The organism is Rhodobacter sp. CZR27, assembly GCF_002407205.1.
Lineage (GTDB): Bacteria > Pseudomonadota > Alphaproteobacteria > Rhodobacterales > Rhodobacteraceae > Cereibacter_A.
The window spans coordinates 3,100,001-3,113,174 of record NZ_CP023548.1 but is presented as its reverse complement, the minus strand read 5'-3'; the positions used below and the strand labels follow the sequence as shown (position 1 = coordinate 3,113,174).

General features: G+C 68.4%; 15 protein-coding genes and 1 tRNA gene (1 of these 16 only partly in view). 6 read left to right on the top strand and 10 right to left on the bottom strand.

Annotation, left to right across the window (positions count from 1 at the left end; translation table 11 throughout):
• Positions 1–7: 7 nt before the first annotated feature.
• The 6 genes from petB to CK951_RS15085 all read right to left on the bottom strand — a co-directional run bounded on the left by petB (position 8) and on the right by CK951_RS15085 (position 3,784).
• Positions 8–1,345, bottom strand: a complete 1,338-nt coding sequence (gene petB, locus CK951_RS15110; protein WP_096786903.1) for a cytochrome b — start codon at positions 1,343–1,345, stop codon at positions 8–10.
• 12 nt (positions 1,346–1,357) lie between these two features.
• On the bottom strand, positions 1,358–1,921 hold the full coding sequence (gene petA / locus CK951_RS15105) for a ubiquinol-cytochrome c reductase iron-sulfur subunit (protein WP_096786902.1): 564 nt from the start codon (positions 1,919–1,921) through the stop codon (positions 1,358–1,360).
• A 513-nt stretch (positions 1,922–2,434) separates the two neighbouring features.
• A complete protein-coding gene (locus CK951_RS15100; RefSeq protein ID WP_096786901.1) occupies positions 2,435–3,043 on the bottom strand; it encodes a glutathione S-transferase in 609 nt (202 codons plus the stop codon).
• A 4-nt stretch (positions 3,044–3,047) separates the two neighbouring features.
• Entirely contained in the window at positions 3,048–3,356 is a 309-nt protein-coding gene (locus tag CK951_RS15095; protein WP_096786900.1) for a hypothetical protein, read from the bottom strand.
• 157 nt (positions 3,357–3,513) lie between these two features.
• Positions 3,514–3,639 carry a type B 50S ribosomal protein L36 gene (gene ykgO / locus CK951_RS15090; RefSeq protein WP_002722020.1) on the bottom strand — a complete coding sequence of 42 codons (126 nt, stop codon included), beginning with the start codon at positions 3,637–3,639 and terminating at the stop codon, positions 3,514–3,516.
• Between the two features lie 70 nt (positions 3,640–3,709).
• Positions 3,710–3,784: transfer RNA gene (locus tag CK951_RS15085), tRNA-Val, on the bottom strand.
• 145 nt (positions 3,785–3,929) lie between these two features.
• Between CK951_RS15085 and CK951_RS15080 the strand changes: the two genes are divergently transcribed.
• On the top strand, positions 3,930–4,790 hold the full coding sequence (locus CK951_RS15080; RefSeq protein ID WP_096786899.1) for an N-formylglutamate amidohydrolase: 861 nt from the start codon (positions 3,930–3,932) through the stop codon (positions 4,788–4,790).
• On the opposite strand, the gene CK951_RS15075 is transcribed toward CK951_RS15080, so the two are convergent.
• Positions 4,791–6,044 (bottom strand): DNA polymerase IV, encoded by a 1,254-nt coding sequence (locus CK951_RS15075; protein ID WP_096786898.1) that lies wholly within the window; start codon positions 6,042–6,044, stop codon positions 4,791–4,793.
• Positions 6,045–6,177: 133 nt separating this feature from the next.
• Here CK951_RS15075 and CK951_RS15070 point away from each other — a divergent pair, with 133 nt between their 5' ends.
• The 3 genes from CK951_RS15070 to CK951_RS15060 all read left to right on the top strand — a co-directional run bounded on the left by CK951_RS15070 (position 6,178) and on the right by CK951_RS15060 (position 8,019).
• On the top strand, positions 6,178–7,059 hold the full coding sequence (locus CK951_RS15070) for an SPFH domain-containing protein (RefSeq protein ID WP_096786897.1): 882 nt from the start codon (positions 6,178–6,180) through the stop codon (positions 7,057–7,059).
• A complete protein-coding gene (locus tag CK951_RS15065) occupies positions 7,056–7,325 on the top strand; it encodes an NfeD family protein (RefSeq protein ID WP_096786896.1) in 270 nt (89 codons plus the stop codon). The genes CK951_RS15070 and CK951_RS15065 overlap by 4 nt, the downstream gene beginning before the upstream one ends.
• Positions 7,326–7,719: 394 nt before the next feature.
• Positions 7,720–8,019, top strand: a complete 300-nt coding sequence (locus tag CK951_RS15060) for a hypothetical protein (RefSeq protein ID WP_096786895.1) — start codon at positions 7,720–7,722, stop codon at positions 8,017–8,019.
• Positions 8,020–8,023: 4 nt separating this feature from the next.
• On the opposite strand, the gene pyrF is transcribed toward CK951_RS15060, so the two are convergent.
• The gene (pyrF, locus tag CK951_RS15055; RefSeq protein ID WP_096786894.1) at positions 8,024–8,722 is read right to left on the bottom strand and encodes an orotidine-5'-phosphate decarboxylase; all 699 of its coding nucleotides are present in this window, start codon (positions 8,720–8,722) and stop codon (positions 8,024–8,026) included.
• Between the two features lie 103 nt (positions 8,723–8,825).
• Here pyrF and CK951_RS15050 point away from each other — a divergent pair, with 103 nt between their 5' ends.
• Positions 8,826–9,713, top strand: coding sequence for an ROK family protein (locus CK951_RS15050; RefSeq protein WP_096786893.1), 888 nt, complete (start codon positions 8,826–8,828; stop codon positions 9,711–9,713).
• Positions 9,714–9,722: 9 nt separating this feature from the next.
• Here the strand turns inward: CK951_RS15050 and CK951_RS15045 are convergent, their stop codons facing one another.
• Positions 9,723–9,956: a hypothetical protein gene (locus CK951_RS15045; protein WP_096786892.1), complete on the bottom strand. Its 234-nt coding sequence runs from the start codon at positions 9,954–9,956 to the stop codon at positions 9,723–9,725.
• Positions 9,957–10,232: 276 nt separating this feature from the next.
• Here CK951_RS15045 and clpB point away from each other — a divergent pair, with 276 nt between their 5' ends.
• A complete protein-coding gene (clpB, locus tag CK951_RS15040; protein WP_096786891.1) occupies positions 10,233–12,845 on the top strand; it encodes an ATP-dependent chaperone ClpB in 2,613 nt (870 codons plus the stop codon).
• Between the two features lie 56 nt (positions 12,846–12,901).
• On the opposite strand, the gene CK951_RS15035 is transcribed toward clpB, so the two are convergent.
• Positions 12,902–13,174, bottom strand: the 3' portion of a protein-coding gene (locus CK951_RS15035; RefSeq protein ID WP_096787289.1) for a fasciclin domain-containing protein. It continues 201 nt past the right edge of the window; only the last 273 of its 474 coding nucleotides appear in the window; its start codon lies off the right edge, out of view; it ends in the stop codon at positions 12,902–12,904.

Here is a 13,174-nt window from a genome sequence, read left to right as displayed (position 1 = left end):
CTTTCCCTTACTCGGCCACGACGGTCTTCGTGCCGCCGGTTGCCGGCGAGTAGTGGGCGTTGAAGTCTTCCTCGATGGTCGCGGGCGCAGCCACCGGTTTCTCGATCGCTCCCAGGACCGGCAGGATCACCAGGAAGTAGGCGAACCAGTAGGTCGAGGCGATCAGCGAGATCCAGTCGTAGGGGAAGGTGGTCTGCTGCGCACCAACCCAGGTCAGCACCACGAAGTCCACCACCAGAAGCCAGAAGTAGGTCTTGAACATCGGGCGGTAGCGGCCCGAGCGGACCGGCGAGGTGTCAAGCCACGGCGCGAGCGCCATCACGAGGATCGCGCCGAACATGGCGAGCACGCCGAAGAACTTGGCGTCGACGATGCCGAAGGTGATGAACTGCACGATCTGCACCACCCAGACGTCGGCGGTGAAGGCGCGCAGGATCGCGTAGAACGGCAGGAAGTACCATTCCGGCACGATGTGGGCCGGGGTCGAGAGCGGGTTCGCCTCGATGTAGTTGTCGGGGTGGCCGAGGTAGTTCGGCATGAAGCCGACGATGGCGAAGAACACCAGCATCACGACCGCGAGCGCGAACAGGTCCTTGATCACGAAGTAGGGCCAGAACGGAAGGGAGTCCTTCTGGGCTTCGGTCTTGGACGTGCGGCGCACTTCGACGCCGGTCGGGTTGTTGTTGCCGGTCGAGTGGAAGGCCCAGATGTGCAGCGCAACAAGCGCGGCGATCACGAAGGGCAGCAGATAGTGCAGCGAGAAGAAGCGGTTGAGCGTCGCGTTGTCCACGGCGGGCCCGCCAAGCAGCCAGGTCTGGATCGGCGCGCCGATGCCCGGGATCGCACCGAACAGGCCGGTGATCACGGTGGCGCCCCAGAACGACATCTGGCCCCACGGCAGCACGTAGCCCATGAAGGCGGTGGCCATCATCGCGAGGTAGATCAGCATGCCGATGATCCAGGTGATCTCGCGCGGGGCCTTGTAGCTGCCGTAGTAGAGGCCGCGGAAGATGTGCAGATACACCGCGATGAAGAACAGCGAGGCGCCGTTCGCATGCAGGTAGCGCAGCATGTGGCCGCCGTTCACGTTGCGCATGATGTGCTCGAGCGAGGCGAAGGCCAGGTCGACATGCGGCGTGTAGTGCATCGCCAGGATGATGCCGGTGACGATCTGCAGCACGAGGCAGAAGGTCAGCACGATGCCCCAGATCCACATCCAGTTCAGGTTCTTGGGCGTGGGGATCATGATGGTGTCGTAGAGCAGCCCGACGATGGGCAGCCGGCGGTGCAGCCACTGCTCGGCGCCTGTCCTGGGCTCGTAATGGTCGTGGGGGATTCCGGACATGACTGGCGTTCCTTACCCGAGCTGGAGAGTGGTTTCGTCGATGAACTTGGCGAGGGGGATCGGCAGGTTCTGCGGAGCGGGACCTTTGCGGATGCGGCCGGCGCTGTCGTAGTGCGAGCCGTGGCAGGGGCAGAACCAGCCGCCGAAGTCACCCGAGACGCCGCCGATCGGCACGCAGCCGAGGTGGGTGCACACGCCCCACATCACCAGCCATTCGCCGGCTTCGTCGAGGGTGCGGTTCTGGTCCGTCGCCTCGGCGCCGGCGTCGATGTTGGCGTTGCGGGCATTCGTGTCCACCAGCTCGCCGAGCTGGACCGAGCGGCCGAGTTCGATGTCGGCTTCGGTGCGGCGGCGGATGAAGATCGGCTTCCCGAGGAACTTGACCGTGAGCTGGACCCCCGGCTCCACCGCGCTTACATCAACGAAGATGGAGGCGAGAGCCTGCACGTCCGCCGAGGGGTTCATCTGATTGATCAGAGGCCAGACGGCAGCGCCCGTGGCCACTGCCCCGGCACCCGCCGTGGCGTAGTACAGGAAATCCCTCCGGGTGCCTGCGTGATCTTCTGCGTTTGACACGAGAACTTCTCCCTTCCTCGGGCCGCTGCAGGCCCACAAGATGACGGGGCCGCGATGCGCACGCAGCCTTGCCTGTCGCCTTCTAATTCCCATGCGGCGTTGCGTCCAGCGGACAAACAGGCGCAGCACGCTTTTCGCGGGCGCGCCGGATGCCTGTCCGGAGCCCATCCGGGGCAGCTCTCTGCCCCATGATTCAGCACGGAAAAAGCGCGGGGGCCGGGGCGCCGCCGGGCGGTCGCCGCGGGCCCGGCCGCCGCCCGCGTGGCGGCAGTCCGGCACATCCTGGGGTTGCAAATCTTGAAATGTTCGTAATCTAGATCGACCGCTTCGGCGGCCGCAGGCTGCGGGCCGGCGGCGCCGCGATGCCGTTCGGAAGCCCTCGCTGGGGAAGGCGAGGCGCGGAAATGGGTCCGGACGGATCGGCGATTCGACTCCTGTCCCGGCTTCGCGGCAGGTGGGCGTCGCGGCAGCGGCGGACCGGGTCGGCCTGTGGCGGAGCGCCCCGATTCCCCCTCAGGCGACGGGAACGGTGGCCATCATCGAGGGGCGGGCGGAGAAACCGGCTTCCCACTCGGCCAGCCCGGGCCTGCTCTTGCGCCAGTCACGGGTGCCGTGGCGGAAGTCGAGATAGGCCAGCGCGCAGCCCATCGCGATCTGGCCGATGTCGAGCGGGCCGCGGAGCTGGCTCAGCCAGCGGGCCTCGACCGCATCAAGCGCGCGGGCGATCTTGTTCCACTGGCCCTCGACCCAGGGTTCGTGGCGCTTTTCCTCGGGGCGGGTCCGCACCTCGTAGACCATGAGCACGGCGGCTTCGAGCATCCCGTCCGCCGTCGCCTCCAGCGTCAGCGCATCCCAGAGCCGCGGCGGCTGCGGGTAAAGCCCCGCCGATGCCAGCGAATCGAGGTAGCGGCAGATCACCCGGCTGTCGTAGAGCGCCGGCCCCTCGTCGCGCCCCAGCACGGGGATCTTGCCCAGCGGATTGAGCGCCAGCGGCAGGCTTCCCGGATCCACCGGGGTGCCGCCGGCAGGGACACGCTCCACCCGGTCGAGAAGGCCCGTCTCGTGCAGGACCACATCGACCTTGCGCACGAAGGGAGAGGTAGGCGAGGCGTAGAGGCGCATGCGCTTACAGTCTCCGGATGCGCAGCCGGCCAAGCCAGGCCGCGTCGATCTCGACCCCGCCGCCCTGCCAGAGCACGGTGCGCCGCATGCGGCCGGCGGCATTGGTCTGCCGCACGCCATGCGCGGCCCGGTCGAGCGGCCGGTGGATCGCCAGGCCGTCGTGCAGATCCTCCAGGGCGTCCTCGGCGCGCTGGTCGGTCCGACCGATCGCAAGGGACTGCCGGGCGACGGCGCGGCGGACGAGCCACACGGCCCCGGCGATGGCGCCGGTGCGAAGGGCGATGACGGCAAGCGGAGCGAGCGGCAGCGGCATGGCGACCTCCTGAAACGGAAGACAGATGGTAGGGCGCCGGGCGGCGGCTGGCAACGGCGATGGCCCGGGGGCGGACATGACAAAGGCCGCCACGGGTGCATCCCGGGCGGCCTTCCTGTCCCTCGATCGCAATGATCGGCCCTGTCGGGCGCAGCGATCAGCCCTGACGGGCCTTGTAGCGCTTCTGCGTCTTGTTGATCACGTAGACGCGGCCCTTGCGGCGCACGACCTGGCAGTCGCGGTGGCGCAGCTTGAGCGAGCGGAGCGAGTTCGCAACCTTCATCTCTCTTCTCCCTTTCGCGGCGCGCGTGCGCCTTGAAAAAAACGATGCCCCCGAACCGGGGGCGGTGAAATGGTGGGCGGTACTGGGATCGAACCAGTGACCACTACGATGTCAACGTAGTGCTCTACCGCTGAGCTAACCGCCCACTCTGACAGTGGCACCACAACCCGGTCCGGAAGACCGGGGCGTCACCCCGTCGGTGCGCTGCTCTATAAATAGAGTCGGCGGGGTGTTCAAGGGGTTTTGAAGCGCTAGAAAATGAAGCACTATCGGGCGGTGAAGGAAGCCAGATGACCCCGGACGCCTATACGCTGATCCGCCCGGAAAGGCGCGACACTTCCGTGATCTTCTCCTCGCCCCACAGCGGGCGGGATTATCCGTCATCCCTTGTGGCCCGGACGATTCTCGACGAACGCACCATGCGTTCGTCCGAGGATGCCTTCGTGGACGAACTCTTCCGTTCGGCGCCGATGGCCGGCGCGCCGCTGCTGGCGGCGCGGGTGCCGCGGGCCTATGTCGACATGAACCGCGCCGCGGACGAGCTTGACCCGGCGCTGATCGAGGGGATCTCGCGCGCGCCGCACAATCCGCGCGTCAGTTCGGGCCTCGGGGTGATTCCCCGCGTGGTGGCGAACGGGCGGCCGATCTACCGGGGCAAGATGCCGCTCGGCGAGGCCGAGGGGCGGATCGCGCGCTACTGGACGCCCTACCATGCCGCCCTGCGCGACCTGATCGAGGAAAGCCTCACCCTCTTTTCCGAGGCCGTGCTGGTCGATTGCCACTCGATGCCGCACGAGGCGATCGAGACCCATGCCCGACCGGGCCAGCCGACGCCCGAGGTCGTGCTGGGCGACCGCTTCGGCGCCGCCGCGAGTCGTGCGGTGGTGGACCGGATCGAGGCCGCCTTCGTCTCGGCCGGGCTTCGCGTGGTGCGCAACGCCCCCTTTGCCGGCGCCTATATCGCGCAGGCCTATGGCCGCCCCTCGCGCAACCAGCATGTGGTGCAGATCGAGGTCGACCGCTCGCTCTACATGGACGAGGCGCGGATCGAGCGCAGCGCCCGCTTCCCCGCCTTCTCGGCGCTGATGTGCGGGGTTGTGTCCGAGATCGCCGCGCTGGGCCGCCCGACCCTGCCGCTGGCCGCCGAGTGATCAGCGCAGCGACCGGCCCTTGATGATCGCGTCGCGCCCGAAGCGGGCGCGGATGGCATCCGTGGCGCGCTCGGCCGCCCGGCGCCGCACCGCCTCGGGGTCAAGCAGGTCTCCGGTCAGGTCGGCCGACGCCGCGGTGCCCAGATCGGCAATGCCTACGCCGATCAGGCGGAACGGCCCCGGCGTGCGCGCGGCATCGAACAGCGCCCGCACCTCGCGATAGATCCGGTCGGCCGATTGCGTGGGATCGGACAGCGCATGCCGCCGCGATACCAGACGGAAATCCGCGCGCTTGAGCTTCAGCGTCACGGTGCGTCCGGCCAGCCCCTTCGCCTTGGCGCGATCCGAGACCTGCTCGGCCAGTCGCCACAGATGGCCGTCGAGGATGTCGGGATCGCCCGTATCCTCGTGAAAGGTCGTCTCCTTCGAGATCGACTTCAGCTCGTGGGCCGGCGCCACCCGCCGGTGATCCTCGCCGCGTGCCAGATGCCAGAGCCGCTCGCCCATCTGGCCGAAGCGCAGCAGCAGGTCCTGCCGCTCCCACCGCCGCAGGTCGTCGATGGTGCGGATGCCGGCCTGTTCCAGCGCGGTCTGCGTGGCGGTGCCCACGCCCCAGATGATGCGGACCGGCTTCGTCCGCAGGAATTCCTCCGTCTCTGCCCTGCCGATCACCGAGAAGCCGCGCGGCTTGTCGAGGTCCGAGGCGATCTTGGCGAGGAACTTGTTGTGCGACAGCCCGATCGAGCCGGTGATGCCCAGTTCGGTCTCGATCCGCCGCACGAGGCGGGCAAGCAGCACCGCCGGAGGCGCGCCATGCAGCCGGGCCGTGCCGGACAGGTCGAGGAAGGCCTCGTCCAGCGACAGCGGCTCGATTGCGGGGGTCAGCTCCTCCATCAGTGCGCGGATCTGGCGCGAGACGCCGGCATAGACCTCCATCCGCGGCTTGACGACCACGGCCTCGGGGCAGAGCTTCAGCGCCTGGAACATCGGCATGGCCGAGCGCACGCCTGAGATCCGCGCAATGTAGCAGCAGGTCGAGACCACGCCGCGCGTGCCGCCGCCCACGATTACCGGAAGGTCCCGAAGCTCGGGCCGGTCGCGCTTCTCGACGCTGGCATAGAAGGCGTCGCAGTCCATGTGGGCGATGGACAGCCCGGCCAGTTCCGGATGGGCCACCACGCGGGGCGAGTGGCAGGCGGGACAGCGGCGGCCGTCGTCGAAGGTCCTGAGGCAGTCTCGGCAGAGCGCGGGCATGATGGCGTGACCATACCACTGCCTGCCCGGCCTGCGGTAGATCGTCAGCCTTCCCTTTACCCTTCTTCGCCATCCTTGCGCCGTTCGGGGCTTCGCGGCATCAAGGACCGGGGGCGATCATCGGGGAGTTGACATGGAACCGGGCGATTTCACCGGCGGCAACGCCGTCCTGCTGGCGCTCGCCGCCTTCATCATCCTTTGCATCTTCCTCGGCGTGCGGATCGTGCCGCAATCCGAGAAGCATGTGGTGGAACGCTTCGGCCGGCTGCGCGCCGTGCTGGGGCCGGGGATCAATTTCGTGGTGCCCTTCCTCGACGTGGTGGCCCACAAGATCTCGATTCTCGAGCGGCAACTGCCCAACGCCATGCAGGATGCGATTACCGCCGACAACGTGCTGGTGAAGGTGGAGACCAGCGTCTTCTACCGCATCACCGAACCTGAAAAGACCGTCTACCGCATCCGGGACGTGGATGCGGCCATCGCGACCACAGTGGCCGGCATCGTGCGGAGCGAGATCGGCAAGCTGGAGCTTGACCAGGTGCAGTCGAACCGCGCCGACCTGATCGCCAAGGTGCGCGAGCAGGTGGCGGCCATGGTGGACGACTGGGGGATCGAGGTGACGCGGGCCGAGGTGCTGGACGTGAACCTCGACGATGCCACGCGGGCGGCGATGTTGCAGCAGCTGAACGCCGAGCGCGCGCGGCGGGCGCTGGTGACCGAGGCCGAGGGACGCAAGCGCGCCGTGGAACTCAACGCCGACGCCGAGCTTTACGCGGCCGAGCAGGAGGCCAAGGCGCGCCGGGTGCTGGCGGATGCCGAGGCCTATGCCACCGGCGTGATCGCCGAGGCGATCCGCGAGAACGGGCTTGAGGCGGCGCAGTATCAGGTCGCCCTGAAGCAGGTCGAGGCGCTGACCGCGGTCGGCAAGGGGGACGCCAAGCAGCTGATCGTCGTGCCGGCCTCGGCCATGGATGCCTTCGCGGATGCGTTCAGGATGCTGAAGGGACGCGGATGATCTGGTCGGTATGGTGGGCGTGGGTCGTCGGTGGCCTTCTGGTCGGCATGATCGAGCTTCTGGTGCCGGGCTTCGTGTTCCTCGGCTTCTCGGGCGGCGCCATCGCGACGGGTGTGCTCGTCTGGCTGGGCCTTGAGGCGGGCCTTCCGGCGCTTCTGCTGATCTTCGCGCTGATATCGCTGGCGATCTGGCTCGTGCTGCGCCGGCTCTTCGGCCTTCCGGGAGGGTCCGTGAAGGTCTGGGACCGGGACATCAACGACGACTGAGTGGCCGCCATCCTCCGTCTGTAACGAGTGGCGGTTCCCGGCATGGTCGCTGGTCTGGGGATCGGGGCCATCGACCGGCCGGCCGTCCTCCGCACCGGCTACTCCGGAAGGGTGGGTCGACGTCGGGACATCACTGTCGACTGAAAGGCCGCCTTTGGCCGCCCCTGACAAGAGGCGGTTCCCGGCAGTGCCGGTGGCCGGGGATCGGGAACGTCGGAAATCGGCCGGCCGTCATCCGCACCGGCCGGCTTTCAAAATGACCGGTGAGGGTCCGGCACCGGGAGTGCGACGACCGGGCGGCGGTCTTTCGCCGTCCGCACCGGGCGGCAGGGCGGGACGCGGAACCGCGCCTGCGGATCTTCGTTGCTTTCGCAAAAGAGAGAAGGAGGATCTCATGTCTGACTACCGTCGCGATCCCGGCCCGACCGAACGACCCGTAGCTGCCCGCTCGAATACCATGTGGTATGTGATCGGCGGGGTGATCGTGCTGCTGCTTGTGCTGTGGTTCGTGTTCGGCGGCTCGAGCGCCACCGACGACGCCACGGTCGACACCGTGCCGCCGGCCGCCGAGACCACCGAACCGGCTACCACCCCGGCCGTTCCGGATGCAACCACGCCCGCACCGGATGCCACGGCGCCGACCACTCCCGCCCCCGGCACCACCACGCCGGCCACCCCGGCGCCGGCGGACTGACGCGTCAGCCGCGGGCCGCCAGTTCCGCCTGAACGGCGAGGGCAGCGGCCCGCGGATCCTCGGCCTGCCAGATCGGCCGTCCCACCACGATGTGATCGGCCCCGTCCGCGATGGCTTGCGCGGGCGTGGCCACCCTTTTCTGATCGCCCGGCGCGGCGCCCGCGGGCCGGACGCCCGGGGTCACGATGAGCCGACCGGCCGCCTGCGGCAGCGCCCGGATGGCCGCGGCCTCCTGCGGACTGGCGATCACCCCGTCCGCCCCGGCATCGAGCGCCCGCACGGCACGCTCCAGCGTGATTTCGGCGATATCGCCCGGGCGGATCAGGTTTGCGTCTAGATCGGCGCGGTCGAGCGACGTCAGGATGGTCACCGCCAGGATCTTGAGCCCGCTGCCCGCGCGTCCTTCGGCCGCCGCACGCACCACCTGCGGGTCGCCGTGCACGGTCAGGAAGTCGAGGTCGAAGCGTGCGAAGCCTCGCACCGCCGCCTCGACCGTCGCGCCGATGTCGAACAGCTTCATGTCGAGGAAGACGCGCTTGCCGTGCTCCTGCTTCAGCTCGTTCGCCAGGGCCAGCCCTCCGCCAGTCAGCATCCCGAGGCCGATCTTGTAGAACGACGCGGCCTCGCCGATGCGCTGGGCAAGCTCCAGCCCCTGCACCACATTCGGCACGTCGAGTGCCACGATCAGGCGGTCGTCGGCCATGGTGTCTCCTGCTTGCAAGCGGTCGGGCGCGTGATGCGGCTGCGGCGCCTCGCTGTCAAGCGCGGGCATTCCGTCCGGCCCCGGCGACTGCTATCAGGCAGCCATGCTCGTTGCCTTCGACATAGGCGGATCCCGCATCCGTGCCGCCCGCGCGCTGGCCCCCGACGATCTGGAGCCGCTGGGCGAGGCGCCCATGCCGCAAGCCTTCGCGGGCTTCGTGGCGGCGCTCATGGGCCTGCTGCCTGCCGGGGCGCGGTCGGTCGCCATCTCCATCGCCGGGGTGGTCGATCCCGAGGACGGTCGCATCACCGCGGCGAACCTGCCTGCGGTGACCGGCCGCCGGCTCGCCGCGGATCTGGAAGCGGCGCTGGGCCGCCCGGTCTGGATCGGCAACGACGCCGACTGCTTCGTGCTGACCGAGGCGCTGCGTGGCGCTGGCCGGGGCCATCGGAACGTCTTCGGGATCATCCTCGGTAGCGGGGTCGGCGGGGGGCTGGTTCTGGACGGGCGACTCGTCACCGGGGCCGGCGGCTTTGCCGGCGAGTGGGGACATGGCACCGTGCTGAACGAGCGGCCGCTGGGGCGGGACGTTCCGCATCTTGGCTGCGGCTGCGGGCTTCACGGTTGCGTGGACACTGTCGGGGGTGCCCGGGGGATCGAACGGCTGCACCGGCACCTGTCGGGCAGCGAGGCAAGCAGCCGCGAGATCCTGTCGGCGTGGCGCGCGGGCGAGGTGGCCGCGGCGGTGACGGTGGAGACGTGGCTCGACCTTGTTGCCGGTCCGCTCGCGCTGGTCCTGAACGTCGTCGGCGCGTCGGTGGTCCCTGCGGGTGGCGGGCTGGCCAGTGACCGGACGCTGGTGGCTGCCCTCGACGGGGCGGTGCGGCAGCGCCTGCTTCGCCGCACGGCCTCGCCGCTGGTGGTTCCGGCGGCGCATCCCGAACCCGGTCTGGTGGGCGCGGCGCTGGCCGGATGGCAGGCCTTCGGCTGAACCGCTGCCTCAGGCTGCCCGCACAAGCGGTGCCTCGTGCCGCGCGAGGAACAGGGTCGTCGCACTTTCGATCAGGCGCCGGCGCAACGGGCGTGCAGCGCGGGCGGGCTCGGTCGTGAAGATCCGCCGGACATAGGGAACCGGGCGCGCGGCGTCCTTGACCAGCAGGGCCACCGTCGCTTCGACCTGTCCGAAATCGCGGGCGTAACGCGCTTTCTCGATGGTGGCGGAGAGGATGCGCATCTTCTGTCTCCTCGTCAGGACCGCGGCCCTTGGGCGCGATCGGGATCATGGGGCACCGGCGGGCTGTCCCGGGCAGGATCATGTGCCGCGCCAGCAGGTTGGCTTGTGGATAAATCCACGGAAGGGCCTCGGGTTCCGCCGGGCCTTGGTCTTCGACGCATCGGGGCGAGCCTTGAATTCATGGGCGGTCACGACCACCTCTGGCTCGAGACCCGGGATGGGCCGTGCCGACAGTCGGGCGGTCATGCGCCGGGGGCTTTGTGAGAGGAGTAACCGATGAACCTGGAAAAGTTCACGGAGCGGTCGCGTGGGTTCCTGCAGGCTGCCCAGACCATCGCAATGCGCGAGAGCCACCAGCGTCTGGCCCCCGAGCATCTGCTGAAAGCCCTGATGGATGACGATCAGGGGCTGGCGTCCAACCTGATCCGCCGCTCGGGTGGTGAGCCGCAGCGCGTCGCCGAGGCGGTGGAACTGACCATCGCCAAGCTGCCCAAGGTCACAGGCGACGCGCAGCCCTTCATGGATCCGGGCCTCGTGCGGGTGCTGGACGAGGCGGAGAAGGTCGCGAAGAAGGCGGGCGACTCGTTCGTGCCGGTCGAGCGCATCCTGATGGCGCTTGCCATGGTGCCGTCGAAGGCCAAGGACGCGCTGGATGCCGGTGCCGTGACGGCGCAGAAGCTGAACGCCGCGGTCAACGACATCCGCAAGGGGCGGACTGCCGACACGGCCTCGGCCGAGGAAGGCTATGACGCTCTGAAGAAGTATGCGCGTGACCTGACGCAGGCGGCGCGCGACGGCAAGATCGACCCGATCATCGGTCGCGACGACGAGATCCGCCGCTCGATGCAGATCCTGTCCCGGCGCACCAAGAACAACCCCGTGCTGATCGGCGAACCCGGCGTCGGCAAGACCGCCATCGCGGAAGGATTGGCGCTGCGCATCGTGAACGGCGACGTGCCGGAAAGCCTGAAGAACAAGCGGCTCCTGTCGCTCGACATGGGGGCGCTGATTGCAGGCGCGAAGTATCGCGGCGAGTTCGAGGAACGGCTGAAGGCCGTGCTGAACGAGGTCACCTCGGCCGCGGGCGAAATCATCCTGTTCATCGACGAGATGCACACGCTGGTGGGCGCGGGCAAGTCCGAAGGCGCGATGGATGCCGCGAACCTGATCAAGCCGGCTCTGGCGCGGGGCGAGCTGCACTGCATCGGCGCGACCACGCTCGACGAATATCGCAAGCATGTCGAGAAGGACGCAGCCCTTGCCCGCCGCTTCCAGCCGCTGATGGTCGAGGAGCCGACGGTCGAGGACACGATCTCGATCCTGCGCGGCATCAAGGAGAAATACGAGCTTCACCACGGCGTCCGGATCGCCGATGCCGCACTGGTGGCAGCGGCCACGCTGTCGCACCGCTACATCACCGACCGCTTCCTGCCCGACAAGGCCATCGACCTGATGGACGAGGCGGCCTCGCGCCTGCGGATGGAGGTGGATTCGAAGCCCGAGGAACTCGACGCGCTGGACCGCCAGATCCTGCAGGCGCAGATCGAATCCGAGGCGCTGAAGAAGGAGGATGACGCGGCGTCGAAGGACCGGCTGGCGAAACTGGAGAAGGACCTGTCCGAGATGACCCAGCGCGCCGCCGAGATGACGGCGCAGTGGCAGGCCGAACGCGACAAGCTCGATGTCGCACGCGACCTGAAGGAGCAGCTCGACCGTGCCCGCGCCGAACTGGAGCAGGTCAAGCGTGACGGCAACCTCGCCCGCGCGGGGGAGCTGTCCTATGGCGTGATCCCTCAGCTTGAGAAGAAGCTGGAGGAAGCCGAGGCGCGCGAGGGCGACCTTCTGGTCTCGGAAGCTGTCCGTCCCGAGCAGATTGCCGAGGTGGTGGAACGCTGGACTGGCATCCCGACCTCGAAGATGCTCGAGGGCGAGCGCGAGAAGCTTCTCAAGATGGAAGAGGAGTTGGGGCGTCGGGTCATCGGCCAGCGCACTGCTCTGACGGCGGTGGCGAACGCCGTGCGGCGCGCGCGCGCGGGGCTGAACGACGAACGCCGGCCGCTGGGCAGCTTCCTGTTCCTCGGGCCCACGGGGGTCGGCAAGACGGAACTGACCAAGGCCGTGGCCGAATATCTCTTTGACGACGACCAGGCGATGGTCCGCATCGATATGTCGGAGTTCATGGAGAAGCACTCGGTCGCCCGGCTGATCGGCGCGCCTCCGGGCTATGTCGGCTACGACGAGGGTGGGGTGCTGACGGAAGCCGTTCGCCGCCGGCCCTATCAGGTCGTGCTGTTCGACGAGGTGGAGAAGGCCCACCCCGAGGTGTTCAACGTGCTCTTGCAGGTCCTTGATGACGGCGTGCTGACCGATGGTCAGGGCCGGACGGTGGACTTCAAGCAGACGCTGATCATCCTGACCTCGAACCTCGGGGCCTATGCGCTGAGCCAGTTGCCGGAGGGAGCCGATCCGGCGCCCGCCCGTGCGGCGGTGATGGAGGCGGTGCGCGGTCACTTCCGCCCCGAGTTCCTGAACCGTCTGGACGAGATGGTGATCTTCGACCGGCTGAGCCGCGACGACATGGTGCACATCGTCGAGATCCAGCTTCGCCTGCTGGAAAAGCGCCTCGCGACTCGCAAGGTCGCGCTGGAGCTTGATCCTGCGGCCAAGCAGTGGCTCAGCGACGAGGGCTACGACCCGGTCTATGGCGCACGTCCGCTGAAGCGGGTGATCCAGCGCCACCTGCAGGACCCGCTGGCCGAAATGATCCTGGCCGGCGACATCCTCGACGGCTCGACCGTGAAGGTCAGCGCGGGGGTGGACGGGTTGATCATCGGCGACCGAGTGTCGTCCTCGCGTCGGGAACTGCCGCAGGACGCGGTCGTCCACTGATCCGATCCGCTTCGCAAGATCAGGCCCGCCTCCCGACAGGAGGCGGGCCTTGACCGTCAGCTCTCCGGCATCAGCACGCCATCGATCACGTGGATCACGCCGTTCGAGGCGTCAACGTCGGGCTGCGAGATCGCGATGCCGTTCACCTTCGGCCCACCTTCAAGCGACACGGTCAGCTCGCCCCCCTCGACCGTGGCGGCCTTCATGCCTTCCGTGAGATCCGAGGACATCACCTCGCCCGGAACGACATGATAGGTCAGGATCTCTGTCAGCTTCGCCTTGTTCTCGGGCTTCAGCAGATCCTCGACCGTGCCCTGCGGCAGGGCGGC

Bases quoted from the DNA above. Each gene is read 5' to 3' on its own strand.
- CK951_RS15045 (WP_096786892.1), bottom strand. From the start codon at position 9,956: ATGCGCATCCTCTCCGCCACCATCGAGAAAGCGCGTTACGCCCGCGAT.
- ykgO (WP_002722020.1), bottom strand. From the start codon at position 3,639: ATGAAGGTTGCGAACTCGCTCCGCTCGCTCAAGCTGCGCCACCGCGAC.
- petB (WP_096786903.1), bottom strand. From the start codon at position 1,345: ATGTCCGGAATCCCCCACGACCATTACGAGCCCAGGACAGGCGCCGAG.
- CK951_RS15100 (WP_096786901.1), bottom strand. From the start codon at position 3,043: ATGCGCCTCTACGCCTCGCCTACCTCTCCCTTCGTGCGCAAGGTCGAT.
- CK951_RS15095 (WP_096786900.1), bottom strand. From the start codon at position 3,356: ATGCCGCTGCCGCTCGCTCCGCTTGCCGTCATCGCCCTTCGCACCGGC.
- CK951_RS15075 (WP_096786898.1), bottom strand. From the start codon at position 6,044: ATGCCCGCGCTCTGCCGAGACTGCCTCAGGACCTTCGACGACGGCCGC.
- CK951_RS15070 (WP_096786897.1), top strand. From the start codon at position 6,178: ATGGAACCGGGCGATTTCACCGGCGGCAACGCCGTCCTGCTGGCGCTC.
- clpB (WP_096786891.1), top strand. From the start codon at position 10,233: ATGAACCTGGAAAAGTTCACGGAGCGGTCGCGTGGGTTCCTGCAGGCT.
- pyrF (WP_096786894.1), bottom strand. From the start codon at position 8,722: ATGGCCGACGACCGCCTGATCGTGGCACTCGACGTGCCGAATGTGGTG.
- CK951_RS15080 (WP_096786899.1), top strand. From the start codon at position 3,930: ATGACCCCGGACGCCTATACGCTGATCCGCCCGGAAAGGCGCGACACT.
- CK951_RS15065 (WP_096786896.1), top strand. From the start codon at position 7,056: ATGATCTGGTCGGTATGGTGGGCGTGGGTCGTCGGTGGCCTTCTGGTC.
- CK951_RS15050 (WP_096786893.1), top strand. From the start codon at position 8,826: ATGCTCGTTGCCTTCGACATAGGCGGATCCCGCATCCGTGCCGCCCGC.
- CK951_RS15060 (WP_096786895.1), top strand. From the start codon at position 7,720: ATGTCTGACTACCGTCGCGATCCCGGCCCGACCGAACGACCCGTAGCT.